This window comes from Stenotrophomonas sp. 86428_Sma (assembly GCF_056481585.1).
Window position 1 is genome coordinate 2,066,165 of sequence record NZ_CM151156.1, and the last position, 23,416, is coordinate 2,089,580.

At 66.6% G+C, this 23,416-nt stretch carries 22 protein-coding genes; 8 read left to right on the forward strand and 14 right to left on the reverse strand.

The window, feature by feature from the left end; genetic code table 11:
- Positions 1 to 93 precede the first annotated feature (93 nt).
- A complete protein-coding gene (locus ACZK3J_RS09555; protein ID WP_478476814.1) occupies positions 94 to 3,213 on the reverse strand; it encodes a galactose-binding domain-containing protein in 3,120 nt (1,039 codons plus the stop codon).
- A gap of 198 nt (positions 3,214 to 3,411) precedes the next feature.
- Positions 3,412 to 4,488 (reverse strand): MBL fold metallo-hydrolase, encoded by a 1,077-nt coding sequence (locus ACZK3J_RS09560; protein WP_478476816.1) that lies wholly within the window; start codon positions 4,486 to 4,488, stop codon positions 3,412 to 3,414.
- A 104-nt stretch (positions 4,489 to 4,592) separates the two neighbouring features.
- On the opposite strand from ACZK3J_RS09560, the gene ACZK3J_RS09565 reads away from it, so the two are divergent.
- The gene (locus ACZK3J_RS09565) at positions 4,593 to 5,204 is read left to right on the forward strand and encodes a TetR/AcrR family transcriptional regulator (protein WP_478476818.1); all 612 of its coding nucleotides are present in this window, start codon (positions 4,593 to 4,595) and stop codon (positions 5,202 to 5,204) included.
- Here ACZK3J_RS09565 and ACZK3J_RS09570 read toward each other — a convergent pair.
- The 4 genes from ACZK3J_RS09570 to ACZK3J_RS09585 all read right to left on the reverse strand — a co-directional run bounded on the left by ACZK3J_RS09570 (position 5,201) and on the right by ACZK3J_RS09585 (position 9,395).
- Complete coding sequence (locus tag ACZK3J_RS09570; protein WP_049398556.1) at positions 5,201 to 7,147, reverse strand: EAL domain-containing protein; 1,947 nt, start codon at positions 7,145 to 7,147, stop codon at positions 5,201 to 5,203. The two genes, ACZK3J_RS09565 and ACZK3J_RS09570, sit on opposite strands and share 4 nt — an antisense overlap.
- A 94-nt stretch (positions 7,148 to 7,241) precedes the next feature.
- Positions 7,242 to 7,958, reverse strand: coding sequence for an SDR family NAD(P)-dependent oxidoreductase (locus ACZK3J_RS09575; protein WP_049462054.1), 717 nt, complete (start codon positions 7,956 to 7,958; stop codon positions 7,242 to 7,244).
- 28 nt (positions 7,959 to 7,986) lie between these two features.
- The gene (locus ACZK3J_RS09580) at positions 7,987 to 8,715 is read right to left on the reverse strand and encodes a GNAT family N-acetyltransferase (RefSeq protein ID WP_049462053.1); all 729 of its coding nucleotides are present in this window, start codon (positions 8,713 to 8,715) and stop codon (positions 7,987 to 7,989) included.
- A 14-nt stretch (positions 8,716 to 8,729) separates the two neighbouring features.
- Positions 8,730 to 9,395, reverse strand: a complete 666-nt coding sequence (locus ACZK3J_RS09585) for an ArsR/SmtB family transcription factor (protein ID WP_032129739.1) — start codon at positions 9,393 to 9,395, stop codon at positions 8,730 to 8,732.
- Between the two features lie 55 nt (positions 9,396 to 9,450).
- Between ACZK3J_RS09585 and ACZK3J_RS09590 the strand changes: the two genes are divergently transcribed.
- Positions 9,451 to 9,954, forward strand: a complete 504-nt coding sequence (locus tag ACZK3J_RS09590) for a DUF2938 domain-containing protein (RefSeq protein WP_049462052.1) — start codon at positions 9,451 to 9,453, stop codon at positions 9,952 to 9,954.
- Between the two features lie 41 nt (positions 9,955 to 9,995).
- Positions 9,996 to 10,799, forward strand: coding sequence for an APH(3')-II family aminoglycoside O-phosphotransferase (locus ACZK3J_RS09595; RefSeq protein ID WP_049462051.1), 804 nt, complete (start codon positions 9,996 to 9,998; stop codon positions 10,797 to 10,799).
- On the opposite strand, the gene ACZK3J_RS09600 is transcribed toward ACZK3J_RS09595, so the two are convergent.
- Positions 10,772 to 11,197 (reverse strand): DoxX family protein, encoded by a 426-nt coding sequence (locus ACZK3J_RS09600; protein WP_134951090.1) that lies wholly within the window; start codon positions 11,195 to 11,197, stop codon positions 10,772 to 10,774. The two genes, ACZK3J_RS09595 and ACZK3J_RS09600, sit on opposite strands and share 28 nt — an antisense overlap.
- Positions 11,198 to 11,340: 143 nt before the next feature.
- Here ACZK3J_RS09600 and ACZK3J_RS09605 point away from each other — a divergent pair, with 143 nt between their 5' ends.
- The 3 genes from ACZK3J_RS09605 (at position 11,341) to ACZK3J_RS09615 (ending at position 14,066) form a co-directional block, all read left to right on the forward strand.
- Positions 11,341 to 11,931 carry a TetR/AcrR family transcriptional regulator gene (locus ACZK3J_RS09605; protein ID WP_049462081.1) on the forward strand — a complete coding sequence of 197 codons (591 nt, stop codon included), beginning with the start codon at positions 11,341 to 11,343 and terminating at the stop codon, positions 11,929 to 11,931.
- Positions 11,928 to 12,962 carry a DUF418 domain-containing protein gene (locus tag ACZK3J_RS09610; RefSeq protein ID WP_478476820.1) on the forward strand — a complete coding sequence of 345 codons (1,035 nt, stop codon included), beginning with the start codon at positions 11,928 to 11,930 and terminating at the stop codon, positions 12,960 to 12,962. The genes ACZK3J_RS09605 and ACZK3J_RS09610 overlap by 4 nt, the downstream gene beginning before the upstream one ends.
- Before the next feature lie 99 nt (positions 12,963 to 13,061).
- Positions 13,062 to 14,066 carry an aminoglycoside phosphotransferase family protein gene (locus tag ACZK3J_RS09615; RefSeq protein ID WP_049462048.1) on the forward strand — a complete coding sequence of 335 codons (1,005 nt, stop codon included), beginning with the start codon at positions 13,062 to 13,064 and terminating at the stop codon, positions 14,064 to 14,066.
- A gap of 141 nt (positions 14,067 to 14,207) precedes the next feature.
- Here the strand turns inward: ACZK3J_RS09615 and ACZK3J_RS09620 are convergent, their stop codons facing one another.
- The 7 genes from ACZK3J_RS09620 to amaB form a co-directional block, all read right to left on the reverse strand.
- On the reverse strand, positions 14,208 to 15,095 hold the full coding sequence (locus ACZK3J_RS09620; RefSeq protein ID WP_478476971.1) for a DMT family transporter: 888 nt from the start codon (positions 15,093 to 15,095) through the stop codon (positions 14,208 to 14,210).
- Positions 15,096 to 15,127: 32 nt separating this feature from the next.
- Positions 15,128 to 16,189, reverse strand: coding sequence for a UDP-N-acetylmuramate dehydrogenase (gene murB / locus ACZK3J_RS09625; protein WP_107431775.1), 1,062 nt, complete (start codon positions 16,187 to 16,189; stop codon positions 15,128 to 15,130).
- A gap of 8 nt (positions 16,190 to 16,197) precedes the next feature.
- Positions 16,198 to 17,253, reverse strand: coding sequence for a quinone-dependent dihydroorotate dehydrogenase (locus ACZK3J_RS09630; RefSeq protein ID WP_032127499.1), 1,056 nt, complete (start codon positions 17,251 to 17,253; stop codon positions 16,198 to 16,200).
- Positions 17,254 to 17,261: 8 nt separating this feature from the next.
- Positions 17,262 to 18,032: a class I SAM-dependent methyltransferase gene (locus tag ACZK3J_RS09635; RefSeq protein ID WP_110712080.1), complete on the reverse strand. Its 771-nt coding sequence runs from the start codon at positions 18,030 to 18,032 to the stop codon at positions 17,262 to 17,264.
- 5 nt (positions 18,033 to 18,037) lie between these two features.
- On the reverse strand, positions 18,038 to 18,322 hold the full coding sequence (locus ACZK3J_RS09640) for a DUF4190 domain-containing protein (protein WP_010484694.1): 285 nt from the start codon (positions 18,320 to 18,322) through the stop codon (positions 18,038 to 18,040).
- Between the two features lie 219 nt (positions 18,323 to 18,541).
- Complete coding sequence (locus ACZK3J_RS09645; protein ID WP_478476822.1) at positions 18,542 to 19,351, reverse strand: SDR family NAD(P)-dependent oxidoreductase; 810 nt, start codon at positions 19,349 to 19,351, stop codon at positions 18,542 to 18,544.
- Positions 19,352 to 19,391: 40 nt separating this feature from the next.
- Entirely contained in the window at positions 19,392 to 20,924 is a 1,533-nt protein-coding gene (gene amaB / locus ACZK3J_RS09650) for an L-piperidine-6-carboxylate dehydrogenase (protein ID WP_032127496.1), read from the reverse strand.
- Positions 20,925 to 21,444: 520 nt separating this feature from the next.
- Here amaB and ACZK3J_RS09655 point away from each other — a divergent pair.
- Together ACZK3J_RS09655 and ACZK3J_RS09660 are read left to right on the forward strand one after the other, a co-directional pair.
- Complete coding sequence (locus ACZK3J_RS09655; protein WP_478476823.1) at positions 21,445 to 22,812, forward strand: undecaprenyl-phosphate glucose phosphotransferase; 1,368 nt, start codon at positions 21,445 to 21,447, stop codon at positions 22,810 to 22,812.
- Positions 22,813 to 22,964: 152 nt separating this feature from the next.
- Positions 22,965 to 23,399 (forward strand): low molecular weight protein-tyrosine-phosphatase, encoded by a 435-nt coding sequence (locus ACZK3J_RS09660; protein WP_478476824.1) that lies wholly within the window; start codon positions 22,965 to 22,967, stop codon positions 23,397 to 23,399.
- The last annotated feature ends 17 nt before the right edge of the window (positions 23,400 to 23,416 follow it).

Sequence of the window (23,416 nt, forward strand, 5' to 3'; positions counted from 1 at the left end):
TGACGCCGGGCATGGCCCGGCGCGCCCCTGTAGAGTCGAGCTTGCTCGACTGGCGCATGGTGATCGGCGAAATGCAGTCGAGCAAGCTCGACTCTACCAACGCGCCTCCAGCGTCTTGAACGGCTTCGCCACGCGCACGCCTTCCGCATCGAACGCGGTAACCTCGCGTCCATCCACACGCACCGTGTTCGGCATCGTCCGCGCCGGCCACCAGACCTTCACCGCCGTCCCGCTGCGCAGCCCTTTACCAAGCGTGACCGTCAGCGTGCCGTCGCGCTGCCGCGCCTGCATCTGCAACGTGCCATACGCGGTCGGCAGACGCTCCACCGCCAATCCATCGCCCGCCACCCACGAGGGCGGCGTGCCCGGCAGCAATGACAACGCGTCATCGTCCTCGCGCATCAGCATGCCGAACAACGTGCGACCATACTCGGCGCCGATCCAGGTGTGCGGCATGTCGCCCAGATAGCGCGGGAAGCGCAGCCGCGAATGCACGACCTCGGCCAGCACCTGCCACTCAAGCGGGCGCCGATCATGCAGCAGCCCCTGTAGCAGCTCGTCGGCCGCCTGCGGCTGGCCCAGGTGCACATAGCTCAGCACGTTGCGGATCTCGTACGGGGTGTAGGCATACAGCGCCCCGGGCTGGTTGCGCTTGCGCACATCGTCCAGATAGCGGGAGAAGGTGGTGCGCAGCGCCTCGGCCGGGAGCACGCTCTGCGCGCCGGTGGGATCCAGCGCGATGGATACGCCGGTGGGATCACCATCACCCAGATCCGCCGAGGACGGGATGAAGTCGATGCCCTTCCACGCCATCGTGGCGCGGATCGAGGCATGCAATGCGTCGTACAGCAGCTTGTACTGTTCGCGCGCCCAACGGGCGGTTTCATGGTCGCCAAGTGCCTCTGCCAGCCACGCACCGTCGTGCCAGCCCTTCAGGCCCCAGTAGTCATCCCAATAGCTGTGGGTGGGCGAAGGGTAGCCCTCGTGGCTGATCGACGGCGCAAGAATGCCCGCGAAGCGCTCCGGCGCTGGCTGGTCAGCCATGTAACCCGCTACCAGCGTGCGCTCGCGCAGCTGCTGCAGGAAGCGCAGCGCCGCCTTCACTTTCGGCAGGTAGTCACGCACCGACTCGGGCCCACCATCCAGGCGTGCGACATCGGCCACCAGCGTCACGTACTGGCCTTGGCTGTCGTACTCGATATCCGATCCGAAGCCGGTGTTGACACTGCCATCGTCGTTGAGGATCGGCGAGACCAGTCCGCTGCCGTGCACGCCGTGCTGGCTGTACCACGCCAGGTAGTCGCGCGCGACCTTGGCTTCGCCCATGCGCAGCAGCACCGCCGAGGTGGCCATGCCATCGCGGATGAAGGAGCGGTTGTAGTTGCGCGGGCCGGGCTGCATGGCCGGGCCGGTCTGGTTGATCAGCATGTAGGCAGCCTGCGCGCGCAGCATGTCGACCAGCGAGGGATCGGGCAGGCGCAGGCCGACCTGGCCCAGCCGCGCCTGCCAATCTGCGGACGCCTGCGTGGCCAGCGTCTCGAACGCCGCATTGGCATCACGGGGCAGCGTGGACAGGTCAAGCGCAGGCGCCTCGGGCAGCACGCCATTGGCATCGGCAGCGGCGGTACCGAGTGGGAACGCCACGACCACCGCATCGCTGGCACCGGGCGCGAGGCGGATCCGGTAGCTCAATGCGGCTGCGGCCAGTCCTTGCTCGTCACGTGCCTGCTGCGAGGAAGGCAGTTCGCCGGCAGCGATGTCCGCGGTGATCTCCGTTGCGCCGTCCTTCCCGAACGGCGCAACGCCGGACGCAGCCACCGGCGTGAGCGAGCGCAGCAGCGTGCGGCCGTTCACGCGCACCGTGTTGGCTTCGACGGCGACCTCGCGGATCGGCGACAGCCCACCGTTCTGCCATGGAGGGTTCATCTGCATCGGTCGTACCGCCAGGGTCAGCGTGCCGTCGATCGCGGTGGTGCCGGTGTTGTGCAGTCGATGGCGGAGAAAGGTCACCGGCTGGCCATCGCGCTCGATGGCGAACACCTCACTGCGCAGCTCCAGCCCGGGTTGCGGTGACCAGGTGGCGGAGGGGATTGGCTTCCAGCCGTCGCGCAGTGCGTGCTGCACCTTCTGCCCGGCGGCACCGGCTGCGCTGCCATCGGCATTGCGCCAGATCGGCTGCACCAGCGGTGCGCCCTTGAAGGCCTCGATGTTGCCGTACTCGTCGAATATCGACTTCTGCCGACCCGCGTGCACACCCACGGCGGTCCAGTAGGTCTGCTGCATCTGCAGCGAGGCGGGGAACAAGGCACGTTGCGCACCGCTGGCGGCAATCTGGTAGCGCTTCATCGGCGTCATCACGGCTTTCGGGCCAAGCAGGCGCAGGCGCGCGATCTGCGGGGCAGCGCCGTCCACGCTCAGGCGGAATGCACGTAGAGGGTGTGCCGTGTCAGCAGCCAGCCAACTCTGCCGATGGCTGGCCGCCTGTGCATCGTGTGCGAGGTCCTGCCATCGGCCCTGTGCGTCCTGCGCCTGCAAGCGGGCGGCGCCGCGCCCGCCATCGGCCCAGTCGACCGCGAGACCGGCCGTGGACTGGGTGCGAGGCAGCATGATCTCGAGCGTATGGGATCCACCTTTTCCGGCTGGAACCGCGACGGTGCCACCGCCTTGCCAGAGCGCCGCCGCCTGCGTTGCATCGACACCGCTGATGCGTGCGCTGAGCGTGCTGTCCAGCGGCTCCATCTCGAAAATCGACACGCCCCAATCGGAGGTGCGCTGCGGGCTGGCCAACCGCAGGTAGCGCGCCTGGCGTGGCGCGAAGTACAGCGTTTCCACGTCGCCCAGCGAATCGGCCATGGTGTACGCGGTCTGCCACTGTGTGCCGTCCAGCGAGGTCTGCAGCGAATAGCCTTCCGGGTTGGAGACATCCCAGGTGAGGCGTGCGCCGGCCAGCATTGTTGGCGCGCCGAGGTCGATCTGGAACCAGTGGCCCGGACTGAAGGCACCGCCGGTGACGGTCTTGGGGTCGCCGTCGATCAGATGGCTGATCGCCATCGCCGGAACCTGCTGCGAGGAGGCGCTGGCCTGCCATTGGCTGCGTGGTGGCAATGTCTGTGCCTGCGCGGAGGATGCCAGGACGGCGAGCATCAGAGTGGCGGCAGGTCGCCATCGGGCAGGTGGGCGGGAGACCTTGGAGCGTTCGGCGCGCAACGTCATTACGGACAGCCTCGCAGGTTCGACCGGAATCGGGCGAGCGCTACGCTAGCAAGGGATGTAATCGGTTACATGACGCACTGCAGCGGCGCAGGCCGTTTCTGCGTAGAGCCGAGCCTACGCTCGGCTGCCGTTCGGGTAGGCGCAGCCGAGCATGGCTCGGCTCTACATGGCTTCCGGCAGGTCAAGCGGCATCCCCCATTACAGCTCCACCGTCTCCCACCAGCGCGTACCCGCCTGCGGCGCCTGCATGTCCAGTGCTTCGCCCATCATCGGCGTGGCCACCGGCACGTTCTTTGCGCCAGCCAATGCAGTGATGCGCTCGAACGGCTGTTGCCATGCGTGCAGCGCCAGATCGAAGGTGCCGTTGTGGATCGGCAGCAGCCACTTGCCGCGCAGGTCCAGGTGCGCCTGCAGGGTCTGCTCGGGCTGCATGTGCACGAAGGCCCAGCGCGGGTCGTAGGCACCGGTTTCGATCATGGTCAGGTCGAACGGGCCGTACTTCTCACCGATGGCCTTGAAGCCGTCGAAGTAGCCGGTGTCGCCGCTGAAGAAGATGCGGAAGTCGCCGTCCTGGATCACCCATGACGCCCACAGGCTGCGATCGCTGTCGCCCAGACCGCGGCCGGAGAAATGCTGGCCCGGGGTGGCGGTCAGGCGCAGGCCACTGGCCTCGGTCGATTGCCACCAGTCCAGCTGTTCGACCTTGCTGGCGTCCACGCCCCACGCAATCAACTGGTCGCCCACACCCAGCGGTGCGATGAAGCGCGCGGTCTTGCCGGCCAGCTGCATCACTGCGGCATGGTCCAGGTGGTCGTAATGGTTGTGCGAGAGGGTCACGCCGGCGATCGGCGGCAGTTCGTCGATGCTGATCGGCGGTGCGTGGAAGCGCGCCGGGCCCAGCCACTGTACCGGCGAAGCGCGCTCGGAGAACACCGGATCGGTCAGCCAGTATTGGCCACGCAGCTTCAGCAGGATCGTGGAATGCCCGAGCCGGAACAGGCTGCGATCAGGCGCGGCGTCCAGGGTTGCACGGTCCAGCGGCAGCACCGGAATGGGGTGGGCGGGCACGGTGCCCTTGGGCTTGTTGAACAGGAACGTCCACCAGATCTCCGCGCCATCGCGCAGGCCCATCGCCGGACGCGGCAGGGCATTGCGGAACTTGCCGGCGCGGTACTGCGGCGAATCGGGGAAGTCGGGGAGGGACCAGGACTTGCAGAAGGTGTAGGCGGTCACGGCGAGGATTCCAAGCAAAAGGACAAGGAGCAGGCGCTTCATGGGTGACGTCCGCTGGGTACACTGCACAGTGTAGTTTCGTGTTTTTCAAAAGTACACTGCGCGGTGTAAAATGTGCGCATCCGTTCAGTTATCTGGTTTCCGCCATGCCCCGTGCCCCGCAACGCCTGACTGACCGCAAACGCGACGCCATCGTGCGCTCGGCGGTGGAGGAGTTCCGTGCGTCGGGGTACGAGGCGACCAGCATGGACCGCATCGCCGAGGTGGCCGGGGTCTCCAAGCGCACCGTCTACAACCACTTCCCGAGCAAGGAAGCGTTGTTCTCGATGATCCTGGAGGAGCTGTGGGAGCGCAGCGTGGCCAGCGACGCACTGCCGTACCGCGCCGACCAGCCGCTGCAGGCGCAGCTGATGCAGCTGCTGGGGCAGAAGCTGGAGCTGCTCAGTGATGCCAACTTCATCGACCTGGCGCGGGTGGCGATGGCCGAGATCATCCATTCGCCGGAACGTGCGCAGGCCATCGTCTGCCGCATGGGCGAGAAGGAAAGCGGTGAGAGTGCGTGGATCCGTGCGGCAATCGCCGATGGCCGGCTGCGCCAGGTCGATCCGGAGTTCGCCGGCCACCAGCTGCACGGGCTGGTGAAGAGCTTTGCATTCTGGCCACAGGTGACGATGGGGCAGGCGCCGTTGAACGAACAGGAGCGCGCACGCGTGGCCGAATCGGCGGTGGCGATGTTCCTGGGTTACTACGCGGTCTAGCTGGCGGCGAAGCGGCGGAACTCGTCGGCCGGCAGCGCCGCCGAGTACAGATAGCCCTGGCCGACATCCACACCCAGTGCGCGCAGTTGCTGTTCCTGCGCGAGGGTTTCGGTACCCTCGGCCACCACGATGGCGCCGCAGCGGTGCGCGACTTCGACGATGAAACGCACGATCGACTGCGACTTGGCATCGGACAGGGTGGCAATCAACGCCTGCTCGATCTTGACCTCGGCAATGGCCAGCTGCGAGAGCAGGATCAGGGTTGAATAGCCGGCACCGAAATCATCCAGTGACAGCGTGACCTCCGCCGCCAGCAGCTGTGCGATGTTGGCATCGACCACGTCGCGTTCGACGATCTCGGTCCATTCGACGATCTCCAGGCGCAGCATCACGCCGGGCACATCGTGCAGTGCCAGCAATTCCTGCAGGCGCAGGCCGAAGTCGGGCAGGCGCAGTGACTCGGCCGAAACGTTCACGGCGATCTTCAGCTGCGAGCCATCGCGTCGGCACTGCTGCAGGAAGTGGATGGCCGACTGCAGCGTGGCCCATTCCAGTTCAGCCAACCGCCCCTGCCGGCGCAGCAGCGAGATCACCCGCATCGGCGCGATCAGCCGGCCCTCGCCGTCGCGCATGCGCAGCAGTGCTTCGGCGCCGACCAGCTGGCGATCCTGCAGACGATGCTTGGGCTGGTAGCACAGGGGGGCATCTCCCTGCTGCAGCCAGCGTTCGAGGGCGACTTCGATCAGGGCGTCGATCTCGCTGTCGCGCTGGATCGGGTCGTCGAAGAACACGACGCCGGATTCGATCGCACTCAGCGCCACGGTGATCGCGCGGAACGGAAGATGTCCTTCGTCGGCATCGGCGGGGGGCTTCAGTTCGACCACCGCACAGCGGAACAGCGGCCGGAAGCCGGGCCAATCGCGGCCGACCCGATCGGCCAGGTTGCTGGCCAGCTCGGTGATCTGCGGCTGCGTGCGCAGTTCGAACAAGGTCAGGTCGCGCACCAGGATCGCCAGCGCGGCATCGCCGAACTGGTAGATCTCCAGCTGCCCGGCTGGCAGCGAGGGCAGCAGCCGATGCACCTCGTCGGTGCTGTCGCGCTGCCACAGGCCGTTGTCCTGCAGCGGCCCGTAGCGCAGGCGCAGATCGCGCAGGTTGCCCATCTCGGCCACGATCAGGCAGGCCTTGCCGATGCCGTCGTTGTCGCGCCAGTAATGCTGCAGGCGTTCGCCAAGTGCACGCATGTTGGGCAGGCCACTGATCGGATCGATGCGCAGCCAGGCCTGTTCGCGCTGACGCTGTGCATCGATCTGCGCATCGTTGTAGACCAGCGCGAACACCGCGCCGAGCATCAGCAGCGATAGTGGCAGTGCCAGCAGCCGCTGGATTGCCAACTCCTCCACGGGCAGCTGATTGGCGCCGATGATTGCGACGCCCAGTGCCAGGCCCAACGCAGTGACGGCGATACGCACGCCCCAGGCCTGCAGGATCACGCGCAGCGAGAGCTCATTGAGCATGCGCGGGTGCAGGCGCCTGCGCAGCCAGACGCCGGCCAGCATCTGCAGCGTGGCCTCGAGGCCGGCCGGCAGGAAATACTGGGTGCCGGCAAACTGGTAGCGCGCCAGCAGGCTGGCGGCCAGGCAGGTCAGGCCGCCGCGCCAACCACCCAGCAGGCCACTGACCAGCAGGATGTCGAAGCCGAGGTGCAGCTTGACCACACCCTGGGTGTAACGGGCCACGAACCAGGAATTGAACAGGTAGATCAGGCCCAGCGCTACGCCGACATACAGGCGCCGTCCTTCAATGGCGTGCCCGGCGCGACGGGTGGCGATCAGCAGCACGCCGATCATGCCGATCACCGCCGTGGCCTGCAGCAGGTACAGCGGCAGGCTGGGCAGGGCGCTGTCCAGGACCTGGGCCGAGACCCGTGAAAGCGCATCCATAGCAGGTTCCCGCCTGTGACCGACGGCCAGTGACGAGCAGGGTAAACCACAGGCGCCTACGCGGCCACCAAGGGCCCGACCAAGGTCTCTGCAGTCAGTAGCGCGGGTCCGCGATGGCCGGCAGCACCAGTTCGCGCACGAAGCCGGACGGTGACAGCTGCAGCAACGCGCGCACCACCGCAACGACGTCGTGCACCGGCACCAGCTCGCCGTCGCCGCGCGCTGCAGCCTCTGCCACCGGCACCGACAGTGCATCGTCGGTGTTGAGGTAGCCCAGCTGCAGGCTGGTCACCGCCAGGCGGCGATCGCGGAAGCCCTCGCGCAGTGCATCGGCGATGCCGTTGAGCGCGAACTTGGATGCGCCGAACGCCACTTCCGGGCGGCCGCTGCGTGGCAGTGCCGAGGTCGAGCCGGTCAGCACCAGCTGCGGGCGTGGCGCGCCCAGCACCCGCGGCAGCAGGCGCTGCAGCAGCACCAGGGTGGCGGTGATGTTGACGTCGACCAGTTGGGTGAGCGCGGCATCGCTTTCGTCGAGGAAGGCGTACTCGTCGCTGAAGGCGGTCTGTTCCCAGATGCCCAGGTTGTGGATCAGCACATCCAGATCGGCAGGTGCCTGTGCTGCGATGTGGTCGGCAGCCACGGTCGGCTGGGACAGATCGGCTTCGATCCACTGCAGGGTGACGCCCTCGGGGCATTCAATATCGCGCGGTCGGTTGCGTGAAACGCCGATGACGGTGTCGCCTGCACTGCACAGGCCTTCCACGAACGCCCGACCGAGGCCCCTGCTGGCGCCGATGACCATCAATTTCATGTTGCTTCCTTGTTGTACTGCGGCGGCCTCAGTCGACCGCCAGAACGGTGTCCCAATCGGCGAACGCACGCAGGCCGCTGCGTTCGGCGGTAATGATCGAGGCGGTGTTGTCGAGCTGGCAACGGTACTGCGGCTGCAGCCCGGCCGTCTGTGCGGACACGGCCATGGCGCGTACCAGCTGGCGCGCGTGCCCGCGACCGCGGGCCTCGGGCAGGGTCAGCACGCCCATGTCGGCCAGGGCCGGATCCAGGCTCCACGGGTACATGCTTCCCGCGGCAACCAGCCGCTCGCCATCGAAGGCGCCGAACACCTGCCAGTGGTCCAGCTCGACCCAGGCGGCATCCAGATCCTCCTCGCTCGCGCTGGCCTGGAAACCGTTGAACGCGGCTGCGTCGGCCGGGTCGAGACGGCGGATATATGGCGGTGCAGGGCGCTCGGCCAGGGCCGCAAGTTCTGCGGCGGGGAAGTAGAAGACGCGATCCGCGCCATGCGTGCGCTGGCCGAGCTGCTGCAGGCGCAGTTGCAGCTGCGGGAGCGTCCAGTGCGGTTGCGCGTGCAGTTGCAGGCGAGCGGCCAGGGCCGGGCGCAGCAGTGCGCGCGCGGGGCCCACGACCGGCTGCAGCAGCATGCCGTCCTCGCCCTCATCGAAATCATCGCTGCACGCCAACTGCAGCAGTGGATCATCCTGCAGCATGCGCTGCCCGGAGAACACGCTGCGCCAGGTCGCATCGATCAACGGGGCAAACACATCATCCATGACCGGTGTCTCGCTCAGTGCCGGGGCAGGTCCACCTGCAGGCCGGCGGCCTTCCATTCGGGGTAACCGGCGGCGAGCCGCTGCGCGGTCAGTCCGGCCTCGCGCAGCATCGCCACCGCATCGTTGGACAGCACGCAGTAGGGACCGCGGCAGTACGCGACAATGTGGACGGCACGCGGCAGTTCGTCCATCCGTGCACGCAGTTCCGTAACGGGAATGTTCAGCGCGCCGGGCAGGTGCCCCAGATCGAATTCCTCACGCGGCCGCACATCCAGCAGCACCACGCTGCTGCGTTGTTCCAGCAACTGCTCGACAGTCAGGCCTTCCAGAGCATCGCGGCGCTGCAGGCTGTCGTGGATCACGCCGTGCATCTCGCTGCGCTGGTGGTCGGCGTAGTCGCGCAGCGCGGCCAGCAGGTTGCCCAGCGGACCCTCACCACTGCGGTAGAGGATGCGCTTGCCATCGCGTCGGGTCTGAACCAGGCCGGCACGGCGCAGCTGCTGCAGATGCTGGGAGGTGTTGGCCACCGACAACCCGGTCAGTTCGGCCAGGCGTTCCACGGCGCGCTCGCCCTGGGCGATGTGCTCCAGCAGGGCCAGGCGATGGGCATGGCCGAGCGTGCGGGCGATCTCGGCCAAGGCTTCCAGCGGTGAGAGCGGTGGCTCTGTTGCAGCGTTCATGCGGCGTACGCTAGCATCGCTCTATCATTCAAGCAAATAATGGAAGGTGCGCGATATGGCTGGCTTGGCGACATTCTTGATGGATGCGGTGGTAGTCGGCGTGGGAGCGACCGCTGTGATGGACCTGTGGGCGCTGGTGCAGCGGCGGCTGCTCGGCATTCCCTCGCTGGATTTCGCGATGGTGGGCCGCTGGCTGGGGCATCTGCCGCGCGGGCGCTTCCGCCACGATGGCATCGGCCGCTCGGCAGCGGTCAGTGGCGAGCGCGCGCTGGGCTGGACCGCGCATTACGTGATCGGTGTGGTCTTCGCCGCGTTGCTGCTGGCCGTGGTGGGGAACGGTTGGGTGCAGGCGCCGACACTGGGGCCGGCGCTGGCCTTCGGCATCCTCAGCGTCGCTGCACCGTTCCTCATCCTGCAGCCGGGCATGGGCGCGGGCATTGCCGCTTCAAAGACCCCGGCGCCGGGCAAGGCGCGCCTGCGCAGCCTGGTGGCGCACAGTGTGTTCGGCCTGGGCATGTACCTTTCCGCGTTGTTGTTGGCTGCGGTCCATGCAGGATGAGCGAGAATCCGTGGGGTCACCGGCAACAGGAACACCTCGGCATGGAAGCACCCGAATCCATCACTGATGACATGCCGCTGCCGTGGGCTTGGCAGGACGCATTGGCCGATGCACGCATCGAGCGGCAATCGATCGGTGTGTCGCGTGCGGATGTTGCCCGCGTGCATCGGCCGGGCCAGGCCGATGCCTTCCTGAAGTCGGAAGTGATCGACGCCTTCAGTGAGCTGGGCGATGAGATCGCGCGCCTGCGTTGGCTGCAGGCACAGGAACAACCGGTGCCAACGGTGATTGCCACTGCCGAAGAGGCGGGCCGGCGCTGGTTGCTGATGAGCGCACTGCCTGGCCGCGACCTGGCCTCGTCGCCGGAGCTCGCGCCGCAGCAGCTGGTGGAGCTGCTGGCCGACGCGCTACGCGGGCTGCATGCGTTGCCGGTGGCAGCCTGTCCGTTCGACCAGCGACTGGCGTCGCGCGTGCAGGTTGCGCAGGCCCGCGTTGAAGCGGGCCTGGTGGATGCCGATGATTTCGATGACGAACGCCTGGGGCAGAGTCCGCAGCAGGTCTTCGCCGAACTGTGCAGCACCCGGCCCGACCATGAAGACCTGGTGGTCAGCCATGGCGATGCGTGCCTGCCGAATCTGATGGTGGTCGAGGGCCGCTTCAGTGGTTTCATCGACTGTGGCCGGCTGGGTGTGGCCGACCGCTACCAGGATCTGGCGCTGGCCGCGCGCAGCCTGGTCCACAACTTCGGCGACACGCGTTGGGTCGCGCCGTTGTTCCAACGCTACGGTGCGGTGGCCGACGAGCGCCGGCTGGCGTTCTACCGGTTGCTCGACGAGTTCTTCTGAGCCCGCGCATGGCTGGCGATGGCCGCGCAGATCAGGCCACCGACCACGCTCAGGTGTTCCAGCGCGAAGAACAGGGCCAGCTGCTGTTCGGCGCCGTGCTTGTTCCAGAAGGTATGCACGATGACGATGGTCAGCAGCATGAACACCGCCAGCGCGCCGCTGCCCAGCCAGAGCAGGCGATCGAGCAGCAGGCACAGTGCGCCGCCCAGCAGCACCACGGCGCTGGCGATGTTGAACAGCACAGGTGGTTGCAATCCGGCGGCCTGCATTTCGGCCACGCTGTTGTCCCACGCCAGCAGCTTGGCCAGGCCCGAGGACAGGAACACCACGGCCAGCAACAGCCGCGCGAGGAGCCACAGCACGCGGCTGTCGAGCAGGGTGGTGATCATCCGTGGCATGCAGGAACTCCGGGTTGAGCGTGGGACAGGCCGCGCAGCATCGGGCCTCAACCGCAGTTGAGGTCAAGGCTGGCTGAACGGAGCCCGGCGTTGGCCGGATCGCCAGCTTCTAATTGGACGAACGTTCGTTCACTATTCGCACCATGAACCGAGCCGACCGCAACGAGCAACGCATCGCGCAGATCCTGCAGGCCGCCCTGCAGTGCTTCCTCGCGAAGGGATTCCACCAGACCAGCATGCGTGACATCGCACAGGCGGCCAGTGTCAGCCTGGGCAATCTCTACAACCACTTCCCGGGCAAGGAAGCGATCATCCTGGCGGTGGCGGTGGCCGAGAGCGAAGAGCTGGCACCGTTGCTGCAGCGACTGGCCGCGTCCGATGGCGAACGCACACAGGTGATGGCCTTCCTGCAGGACTTCCATGCGCTGTGCCGGCAGCCGGAGTGGGCAACACTTGCAGTGGAGGTGCTGGCCGAGAGTGCACGCAATCCGGCCGTCGCCGAGGCCTTCGCGGCCAATCGCAGGCAATTGCAGGCGACGCTGGCCGAAGCCCTGCAGCAGATGGCACAGCGCGAACGTCGGCGTCCCGTACTGGCGCCGGCACTGCAGGCGCAGGTGCTGCTGGATGCCATCGAAAGCGACGCACTGCGTCGGGGGCTGGGCGAAGCCGATGGCACCAATGAGGCATCGCTGGATCTTGGCCTGCTCGCGCTGCTGCTGGGCGCACGCGCATGAATGCTGCTGACCGGCGGTTGCACGGGCTGGACCTGGCGCGTTACCTGGCACTGGCCGGCATGGTGCTGGTGAATTTCCGTCTGGCGATGGCCGTGCCGGCAGAGGGTGAGGGTTGGCTGGCAGGGTTCTTCCATCTGCTGGAAGGCAAGGCTTCGGCGACGTTCGTTACGCTGGCTGGCTTGGGCCTGGTGTTGGCCACGCAGCGGCAAGGGTGGTGGCCGGCCAGCGTGCAGACCTGGAGGCGCGCGCTGTTCCTGATGGTGCTGGGCCTGCTCAACCTGACCCTGTTCCCGGCCGATATCCTGCACTACTACGCGGTGTATTTCGCGTTGGCAGTGCTGTGGCTGCGTGCCTCGCCGCGGGTGTTGCTGGCCAGCATCGTGGGCCTGGCGGCCTGTTCGTTCTGGGCGTTGCTGCATTGGGATTACAGCCAGGGATGGAACTGGCAGACGCTGGAATACGCCGGTCTGTGGCAATGGCCGGGCGCGGCCCGCAACCTGCTGTTCAATGGCTTCCACCCGTTGATGCCGTGGCTGTGCTTCTTCCTGCTGGGCATGCTGCTGGCGCGCCTTCAGTTGTCGCAGCCTCGGGTGCAGCATGCATTGCTGGTGCTGGGCCTGTTGCTGATCGCGGCTGGACATGGCGTGCAGCAGCTCGCACAGGGAACGCTCTGGCAGGCGTGGCTGGGAACGCAGCCGATGCCGCCGGGACCCGCCTACGTGCTTACTGGTGCGGGTGCGGCCTGCAGTGTCATCGCCGCCTGCCTGTGGCTGACGCGTGTACGCCCGGGCGACTGGCTGGAGCCGTTCACCGCGGCCGGGCGCATGACCCTGACCCTGTACGTGGGTCACATCCTGCTGGGCATGGGCACGCTGGAAAGCCTGGGCCTGCTTGATGGCCGTGCCTCGCTCGCGTCGGTGCTGTTGTGGGCGCTGCTGTTCCTGATGCTGGCGACCGCTGCGGCGTGGCTGTGGTCATGGCAGTTCGCGCGCGGTCCACTGGAGGCGGTGATGCGCCGTATTGCAGGCTAGTTCTCTGGTCGTGCCGACGCGATGTTGTGACGGACATGTCTGTGTCGTGGCGAGCGCATCTGCGATAGTGGCGGCAGGTAACACTTTCCGCTTGCATCCATGTCATTCGCTTCGGCGCAGCATCTCGGCGAAGTCCTGCAACAATCCTATGGCATCACCCCGACCGCCGTGGTGCCACGCCCGGTGGGCGCCGACGCCAATGCCAGCGTGTATCGCGTCGATGCGCGGCACGGGCAGTGGTGGTTGAAATGCCGCACCTACCAGGTCGACCCATCGGTGTGGGACAGCCTGCACTGGATGCGCGGCACGTTGGGTATCGATGAGATCGTCGCGCCGTGGCCGGCACTGACCGGTGGTGCGTCGGTGCAGCGTTGGGGATTGCAGTTCACCCTGTTCCCTTATGTGGAAGGCCAGTCCGGGTTCGAGGCAGCGTTGAGCCGCACCCAGTGGAAACGGCTGGGTGAGGTACTGCGGCGCCTGCACGGTGCGCAGCTGCCGGCGGAACTGCAGCAGGCGCTGCCGATCGTCCGGCTGGAAACCGCGGCGCTGGAGACCGTCGGGCAGTGGTTGGCCGGCGAGGGCCTGGCGGCCGCGAAGGACGGGCTGGGCCGCGCATTCGTTTCGGTATGGGACCAGCAGCATGCACGCATCGCGGCGCTGCATTCACAGGCACGGGAACTGCTCGCGGCCTTGCAGGACGTGCCGGTAGACCTGCATCTGTGCCACACCGATCTGCATGCCGGCAACCTGCTGATGGGCAATGACGGAGGGCTGCACCTGATCGATTGGGATGGCCTGTCGCTGGCACCGCGCGAGCGCGACCTGATGTTCATCGGTGCGGCGGTTGGCGGGCGCTGGGGGCGCGAGAATCCGCTGGGCTTCGAGGACGGCTACGGCAGCGACCGCGGCGATCCGCGCTGGATCGCCTGGTACCGGCACTGGCGCATCCTGCAGGATCTGATCGAGTTCCAGCAGGTGCTGCTGGGCAGCGATGGTGAGGAGCGTTCGCCGCAACTGCGCCGGCAGTCGCTGCATTACCTGGGTGAGCAGTTCGCACCGGGCAATGTGTTCGATGCGGCGGAGCGGGTGTATCGGGCGCTGTAAACGCACGTCACCTGCCATCGATGAGGCGTCGCGCTGCGCGCGATGAGTCGAGCATGGCTCGACTCTACAGTTGCGCTCGGCTGCTCTTTGTGCCGCCATCGTTGATCAGGCGGGCAGGGATCATCCGCGCATGGCGCGGATCTACTCGGCCGGCTTGGCTGCCGACGAGGCCGCAGCGCTCGCTGCGCGGCGCGACAGCACGGCCTCGCGATGGGCGATGTAGGCGTTGGCGGCAAGGATGATGCCGGCGCCGATGATCGTCCAGCGGTCCACGCTTTCGTTGAACAGCAGCCAGCCAAACAGCGTCACTAGCGGCAGCTGCAGGAAGCTGATCGGGGTCAGTGCCGAGACTTCACCCAGGCGCAGCGCACGCGTCCACAGCAGCTGGCCGATGGTGCCGAGCACGCCGGTGGCCAGCAGCCACAGCCACGCCAGGCCGGTGGGCCAGACCCACACGAACACGGCCGGCACCAACGACAATGGCACCCAGAACACGTAGGTGTAGAGCACTACGGTATCGGCACTGTCGATGCGGGTGAGCTGCTTGATCTGGATCGCCACCAGCGAACTCAGCACGGCGGCGGCCACCGCGACCAGACTGCCAGCGGTGAATCCGGCGGTGCCGGGGCGCACGATCACCAGCACGCCGATGAAGCCGACAACCACCGCCGCCCAGCGACGCACGCGCACGGTCTCGCCCAGCCACAGCACGGCGGCAATGGTGACGAACAGAGGGGTGGAGTACGAAAGCGAGACCGCCTGCGCCAACGGCAAATGGCCCAATGCCCAGAAGGCGCACAGCATCGAACCCAGGCCGATCGCACTGCGCACGAAGTAGCGCGGCAGCTGCTGGGTTTTCAGCGGCGCGTGGCCTGGCCGCAGCAGCATCGGCAGCAACGCCAGCAGGCCGAAGGCGTTGCGGAAGAACGCCACTTCCTGGGTGGGCACGTAGCGCGTGGCATAGCGGATCGCCACCGCCATCAGGCCGAATGCCATCGTGCTGCCGAGCATCAGCAGCGCCGCCCGCATCGGGGTGGCGCTGGGGGAGAGGGCGGGGGTGTTCACCACTGTGCGCCGAGCAGGCGGGGCTCCGGTTCGATTGGCACGCCGAACTTCTCCAGCACGGAAGCAGAGATGCGTCGCGCCAGCGCCAGCAGTTCAGCGCCGGTGGCGTTGCCGTGGTTGACCAGCACCAGTGCGTGGCTCGGCGCCACGCCAGCATCGCCTTCGCGGAAGCCCTTCCAGCCGCAGGACTCGATCATCCATGCCGCCGAGACCTTGCGCTTGCCGTCCTGGTCGGACGGGAACACCGGCAGCTCGGGGAAGTGCTGCAGCAGTACGTCGACCTGTTCCAGCGGCAGCACCGGGTTCTTGAAGAAGCTGCCGGCGTTGCCCAGTACATCCGGGTCGGGCAGCTTGCGGCGGCGGATCGCGATCACCGCATTGGCCACGTCCACCGCACTGGGCAATTCCACACCCTGCGCCTGCAGTTCCTCGCGGATGCCGGCGTAGTCCATGCGCAGGTCATGCAGCAGTGGCAGCTTCAGTTCGATGGCGGTGATCAGATAGCGGTCCATCTGTTGCTTGAACACGCTGTCGCGGTAGGCGAAGCCACACTGTTCGTTGTCCAGCCGCACCCAGGCCTGTTCCTGGCAGTCCCAGGCTTCGACGGCCTGGATGAACTCGCCGACCTGCGCGCCGTAGGCGCCGATGTTCTGGATCGGCGCGGCACCGGCGGTGCCGGGAATCAGGGCCAGGTTCTCCAGGCCGGACAGGCCTTCCTGCAGCGACCACATCACCAGGCCGTGCCACGGCACACCGGCACCGGCGCGGATCACGGCATGGTCGGCGCGATGCTCGAGGAAGCTGATGTCACGGTTGCCGAACACCAGCACGGTGCCCGGGAGGTCCTCGGCGATCAGCACATTGCTGCCGGCACCCAGCACCAGCAGCGGGCCGCTGGCCACTTCGGGCAATGCCAGCACTTCCGGCAGCAGCGTGGGGTCGTGCAGTTCCAGCAGCTGAGCGGCGCTGGCCTGCACATGGAAGGTGTTCAGGGCCTGCAGCGGCGCATTGCGGGTGAGCGTCCAGCGCAGCGGGGCGTTGCCGTCGACGGTATCCATGGGTGTGCTCACAGTGGGGCCACCGCGCCGCGGCTCGGCGCTTCGCGGCGGCGACGGATCGCCTCCACGCATTCGGAGACGAGGGCCGGGCCGCGGAAGATCAGGCCGCTGTAGCACTGCACCAGCGCCGCACCAGCAGCCATCTTGGCCACGGCGTCGGCACCGGACAGGATGCCGCCAACACCGATCAACGGCACCGACTCGGGCAGGCGCGAACGCAGGCGGCGCAGTACCAGGGTGGACTGCTCCAGCACCGGCGCGCCGGACAGGCCGCCGGCCTCGTTGGCCAGCGGGTCGCCGGCCACCTTGCTGTGGTCGATGGTGGTGTTGGTGGCGATCACGCCGTCCACCTGCAGTTCGCCCAGCACGCGGGCAGCGGCATCGATGTCGCGCTCGCTCAGGTCGGGTGCCACCTTGACCAGCATCGGTACGCGGCGGCCGTGGCGGGCCGCGAGATCTTCCTGGCGGTCGCGCAACTGGCTGACCAGCTGGCGCAGCGCGGTTTCTTCCTGCAGTTCACGCAGGCCGGCGGTGTTGGGCGAGGAAATGTTGACAGTGATGTAGTCGGCCAGCGGGTACACCTTGTCCAGGCAGGCGATGTAATCGTCCACGGCCTGTTCGTTCGGGGTGTCCTTGTTCTTGCCGATGTTGATGCCGAGCAGGCCGCGGCGGTTGCGCGCGCGCTCGACGTTGCGCACCAGCGCGTCCACGCCCGCATTGTTGAAGCCCATGCGGTTGATGATCGCGTTGTGTTCCGGCAGGCGGAACAGGCGCGGCTGCGGATTGCCGGCCTGCGGGCGCGGGGTGATGGTGCCGATTTCGACGAAGCCGAAACCCAGCGCGAACAGCGCATCGATGTGCTCGCCATTCTTGTCCAGGCCGGCGGCCAGGCCGACCGGATTGGGGAAGGTCAGCCCGAACACCGTGCTGGGCATCGGCGCGATGCGTGCGGCCAGCAGCGGCGTGGTGCCGGTGCGATAGGCCAGGTCCAGTGCGGACAGGCCGAGGCCGTGGGCGCGCTCGGCGTCGAGCGAGAACAGGAAGGGGCGGGCAAGCGAATACATGCGTCGGTTCAGTCCAGCGTGCCGAGGAAGGCTCGGGTTCGATATTCAAAAGCAACCTGGCCGTCGACCGCGTGGGCGGCGAACAGGTCCTGCAGAGCGTCGATCATCGGCGCGTGGCGCGGATGACCGGCTTGCGGGGCATAGGAGGAGGACAGCAGGCGCCCGCGCAGGGCATCGAAGTCCAGATGCTGTACGTTCGGCAGCTCTACCAAGCCGCGCAGGCCGGGGCCGAACCAGGCCTGCATGGTGGCATCGTCCTGGTAGCGCTCGGCCACGGCGGAGTAGTCGGTGCCGTAATCCAGCAGCAGCTGTTCGTAGCCGACCAGGAACGGACTGGCATCGAGCAGGCGCGAATTCCAGTAGATCAGGGCCAGGCCACCCGGGCGCAGGATGCGCTGCCACTCGGCGCGCACCGCCACGGTGTCGAACCAGTGGAAGGCCTGCGCGGCACTGACCAGATCGATGCTGGCGTCGTCCAGGCCGGTGGCCTCGGCGCGGCCGTCCACCGCACGGAACTGCGGGTACTGCGGTGCCAGCCATTCCTCGGCCGCGCCCCGCATGGCGGCGTTGGGTTCAACCGCGACTACCGGATGGCCGCTGGCCAGGAACAGGCGACTGGAAATACCGGTCCCGGCGCCGATGTCGGCGACCAGCGCCTCGCGGCTGACGCCCATCGGGCCGTGCAGCCATTCCAGCAGCGCGGGTGGGTAATCGGGCCGGTAGCGGACGTAATCGGCGACGCGGCTGCTGAAGCGTTCAGTGCTGTCGGAGGCGGTCATGGCAGTCAGTTCGACATCGCAGCGAGCCAGGCCAGGCCGCCGAAGAACAGGATGAAGACCAGGATGGCGGCGATCACGGCGCCGACCATCACCCAGCCCAGTACCAGACCGGTGACGGCCAGGCCATCGCCTTCCAGTTCATGCGGGCGGCGGCGGATCTCGGCGCGGGCCATGTGGCCGGTGATGATGGCCACGATGCTGGCCACGAAGGGCAGGACGGTCCAGCTGGCGATGCCCATGACCAGGCTGACCACGGCCAGGGCGCTTGTCTGTCGGGGTGCCACGCTCATCGGGGTCCTCCTTGGCAGTGTGCACATGATAGTGCCTCTGCCCGGGCAATCCCATGCCCGGCGGATGCGATGGTGGGCGTCGACCTTGGTCGACGAAAGGCATTCCAGCCAGGCAGGCGTCGACCTTGGTCGACGAAAGGCATGCCAGCCACGGTAGGCGTCGACCTTGGTCGACGAAAGGCATGCCAGCCAAGGTTGGCAGCTACCGGTATGCCGGTGTCAGCCCATCAACACCTGGCCACCATCCACGTTGAGCACATGGCCGGTGATCCAGCGCGCCAGCGGCGAGCACAGGAACAGGGCTGCATCGGCGATCTCGCGCGGGTGGCCGAAGCGGCCGAACGGAATCTTCGCCAGCGTGCCGTGGTACAGCGCCGGGTCTTCGGTGCGGCGGCGGTCCCAGAGGCCGTCATCGAACTCGATCGAGCCCGGTGCGATGGCATTGACCCGGATCCGTTCCTTGGCCAGCGCGAGCGCCTGCGAGGTGGTGTAGTGCGACAGCGCGGCCTTGGCGGCGGCGTAGGGCGCACCACCGGGACGCGGCTGCTGCGCGGCAATCGAAGACAGATTGAGGATGCAGGCGTCACTGGACGCGCGCAGCCAGGGCAGGGCCAGGCGAGAGGCCCGAACCGCCGCCATCAGGTCGATCTGCAGGCTGGCGGCCCAGCCGTCCTCGTCGTCGGCCATACCGTAGCCGGTGGCGTTGTTGACCAGCACATCGATGCCGCCGAGCGCGTCGGCGGCGGCCTGCAGCCACGCCTGGATCTGGCGGGGATCGGCCAGATCGGTGGAAAACGTGTGCAGTTCGAAGCCCTGCACCCGTGCATCGGCGCGCAGGGCATCCAGGCCGGCCTGGCCGCGAGCGCAGACCGAGACCTGCGCACCGGCGCCGGCAAACGCCAGCGCCATTTCACGGCCAATGCCCTTGCTGCCGCCGGCGACCAGCACGCAGCGGCCGGTGAAATCAATCACCGGCTTCCCAGCCTGAAGAGCCGAGCCATGCTCGGCTGCATTACCTGCGGTGTTCATGGCGCATCCTGCCGAGCATGGCCCGGCACTACAGATAGCGTTACAGGTCGAACTTGATGCCCTGCGCCAGCGGCAGCGAATCCGAATAGTTGATGGTGTTGGTCTGGCGGCGCATGTAGACCTTCCATGCATCCGAGCCGGACTCGCGACCACCGCCGGTGTCCTTCTCGCCACCGAAGGCACCACCGATCTCCGCACCGGACGTGCCGATGTTGATGTTGGCGATGCCGCAGTCGCTGCCGGCCGCCGACAGGAACTTCTCAGCAGTCTTCAGATTCTGGGTGAAGATCGAAGACGACAGGCCCTGCGGCACGCCGTTCTGCATGTCGATGGCTTCGTCGATGCTGTCGTACGGCATCACGTACAGGATCGGCGCGAAGGTCTCATGCTGGACCACGGCGTCGCTGTTCTTCAGGCCGGAGACGATCGCCGGCAGCACGAAGTTGCCGGCGCGGTCGATGCGGGTGCCACCGGTTTCGATGGTGCCGCCGGCGGCCTTGGCCTGGGCGATCGCATCGAGGAACTGCTGCACGGCGCCATCGCTGTTCAGCGGGCCCATCAGGTTGGCGGCGTCGGTCGGGTCGCCGATCTTGCCTTCCACCTGCTTGTAGGCCTTGACCAGCGTGGCCAGCACGTCGGCGTAGATCGAGCGGTGCACGATCAGGCGGCGGGTGGTGGTGCAGCGCTGGCCGGCGGTACCAACCGCGCCGAACACGATGCCCGGCACGGCCAGCTTCAGGTCGGCGGTTTCGTCCAGGATGATGGCGTTGTTGCCACCCAGCTCCAGCAGGCAGCGGCCGAGGCGGCGCGCAACCTTTTCGTTGACGGTGCGGCCAACCTGGGTCGAGCCGGTGAAGCTGATCAGCGGCACGCGGCGGTCATCGACCATCTTCTCCGACAGCGCAGTGCCGGCATCGTTGATCAGGAAGAAGATGTCCGGGAAGCCGGCTTCACGCAGGGCGTCGTTGCAGATCTTCAGCGAGGCGATGGCGGTCAGCGGCGTCTTGTTGGACGGCTTCCAGATGCACACGTCGCCGCAGATGGCGGCCAGGAACGAGTTCCAGCTCCATACCGCGACCGGGAAGTTGAAGGCCGAGATGATGCCGACCAGGCCCAGCGGGTGGTACTGCTCGTACATGCGGTGGCCGGGGCGCTCGGAATGCATGGTGTAGCCGTACAGCATGCGGCTCTGACCCACGGCGAAATCGGCGATGTCGATCATCTCCTGCACTTCGCCGTCGCCTTCGGGCTTGCTCTTGCCCATTTCCAGCGCAACCAGCGAGCCCAGGGCGTCCTTGTGCTTGCGCAGTGCTTCGCCGCACAGGCGCACGGCTTCACCGCGGCGCGGCGCCGGCGTGGTGCGCCAGATCTTGAAGGCTTCCTGGGCGCGAGCGACGACGGTCTCGTACTCGGCCTCGGTGGTCGCGCGGACCTGCGCGATCGGCTCGCCGGTGGTCGGGTTGACCGGGGTGATCAGCTCACCGCTGGTCGCGCTCGACCACTCCCCGTTGCCCAGGTACGTGCCAGCGTTGATCGCGTCCAGGCCAAGGGACTTGAGCAGCTCGGAAGACATGCAGACTCCTGTGTTTCGTTACGTTGTTTGGCGCCATCGCGGGCAGGTGGGGGACGCGATGAACAGAACCGCCGATGGTAGCAGAGGGAGGTTGCTGGGCTTTGGTGCGGTGCGGGGTGGGGTGAGCTCGAGACTGTCAATTTGCCGACATGCGATCCGGACGTCGATGGATGATTTCGACGCAAAATGACGCACATTGACTCATTGTGATACATATGAAATTCACAATAATTCTAGGGACTTACGTAACTTCCTGACGATAACTTCAGTCAGTCCCCGACTTGACGTTCCTATCTTTTGCTTCGGACTTCCTTCACAATCCCTCCACATTTAATTGACGCAGCCTCGATATTTCCGTGCTGGGTGGGGAGTCCATGCACGTGACCGCGGACGCTCCGGCGTCCGGTCGAGCAGGTATTGGAGAAGTGCTTTGCTACATGGATCAGTAGAAGACCTTCCCGCAGAGCGGGCCCGGGCGGGTCGCCGCCGCGTCGAGGCCCGAGCCGCCCTCGAATTGGGGTTGCGCCTGGGCGATCTGTTGCTGCTGCCGGGTATGGCAGTGCTCTCCCACATCCTGATGTCTGGGGCAGGGGCCCCGGATTCCTCCCAGCGCATCGTGTTTGGTGCATTGATCCTCAGCGCAGTCATCTGCTTCTCGGTGGCTCCGGTTTATCGCAACTGGCGGATGCGCGGACTTCTCGCTGATCTCTGGTTGTTGCTGCTGGCGTGGTCTGCCACCTTCGCGTTGTTCTCGCTCTACGTCGTCCTGGTCGGACTTGCCGATGCGGTCCCCTCTACCTGGCTGATCGGCTGGTATGCCTTTGGCCTGGGCTCCATGGCTGCACTGCGCGTATTGCTGAGAGTGCAGTTGCATCGCTTGCGTTCACGCGGGATGGATCATGAGCGGATCCTGCTGGTCGGGCTGCGGGCGCCTGCCTTGAGGCTGCACCGTCTGCTGCGTGGGAAACCAGAGCTTGGCAAAGACGTCATCGGCTATTTCGCCAGTGCGGGCGATATCGCCACCCGTCGCGGTGGGGACGCGCCGTGCCGGCTGGGGCGACTGGAAGACGTCCCGCAGTACATGGATCAGCACCGCGGTGAATTCGATCAGGTCTGGGTGTCGATGCCGATGGGGCACGCGGCCGCGATCAAGGACATGCTCAAGCAGATCGAGCGATTTCCGGTGCCGGTGCGCCTGATTCCGGATACCACGGGGCTGGGTGCGTTGAATCCCGGCGTACACCAGGTGGGTGACGTGCCGATGATCGGCGTACGCCAGGGTCTGGTGGATCATCGCTTCCGCCTGTTCAAGCGGGTTGAGGACATCGTTGTGGCAGGCATTGCGGTGATCCTTCTGGCGCCGCTGTTTGCCGTGCTGGCCATCGGCGTGAAGCTGAGCTCACCGGGGCCGGTGCTTTTCCGGCAGAAACGTCATGGCCTTGGCGGTAAAGAGTTCTGGATGCTCAAGTTCCGCTCCATGCGTGTGCACGCGGAGGGGGAGGGGCGGATCACCCAGGCAACGCGGGGTGATCCGCGCGTCACCCGGTTTGGCGCCTTCCTGCGCCGCAGCAGCCTGGACGAGCTGCCGCAGTTCTTCAATGTGCTGGGTGGGAACATGTCGGTGGTGGGGCCGCGACCGCACGCGATCCAGCACAACAACCACTACGAGCGGGTGATCGAACGCTACATGCACCGCCACTACGTCAAGCCGGGAATCACAGGCTGGGCGCAGGTGCATGGGTTGCGTGGCGAGACGCCGGAGCTGCGCTCGATGAAGAAGCGCGTCCAGTACGACATCGATTACATCCGGCGCTGGAGCCCGACGCTGGACGTGAGGATCATCGTGCTGACGGCGTTGAAGGTGCTGGGGCAAAAATCGGCGTACTGATGTGGCCGATTTTTGGAACTGCGACGTAATCCCATGAATCTGCTGGCGATTTCATCGCCTGTAGTGTGCTTGTAAGGTATGCTGTGCGGCTGCCGCCGGCCCTGGATGTTCTGGTCGCGTGCGCCGCAAGGAATGCCACAGGATCCAGGTCAGTGTTCAAGAACGTTCTTTTTGTATGTGTCGGCAACATCTGCCGCAGTCCCTCCGCAGAAGTGATGCTGCGCCAGGCGGTCGAGGGCAAGGGGATCCAGGTATCCTCCGCTGGTCTCGGTGCGCTGGTTGGGCATGGCATTGATGCCACAGCGCAGGAGCTGCTGGTCGAGCAGGGCATGGATGGCCTGACCCATCGCGCGCGCCAGATTGATGACGCCATCCTGGGAGCCGCTGATCTGGTGCTGACCATGGAGCGCAAGCACGTGCGTCGCATTGCCGAAATCGCACCGCAGGCCTCGGGAAAGACGTTCCTGCTGGGCAAGTGGCAGCAGGATCGGGAGATTCCCGATCCGTACCGCCAGCAACGCCCTGCGTTCGAACATGTTTACAAGTTGATGGCCGAGGGTGTGGAGAGCTGGGCGCGGCACCTGTAGCGCTGACTTCTCATCTC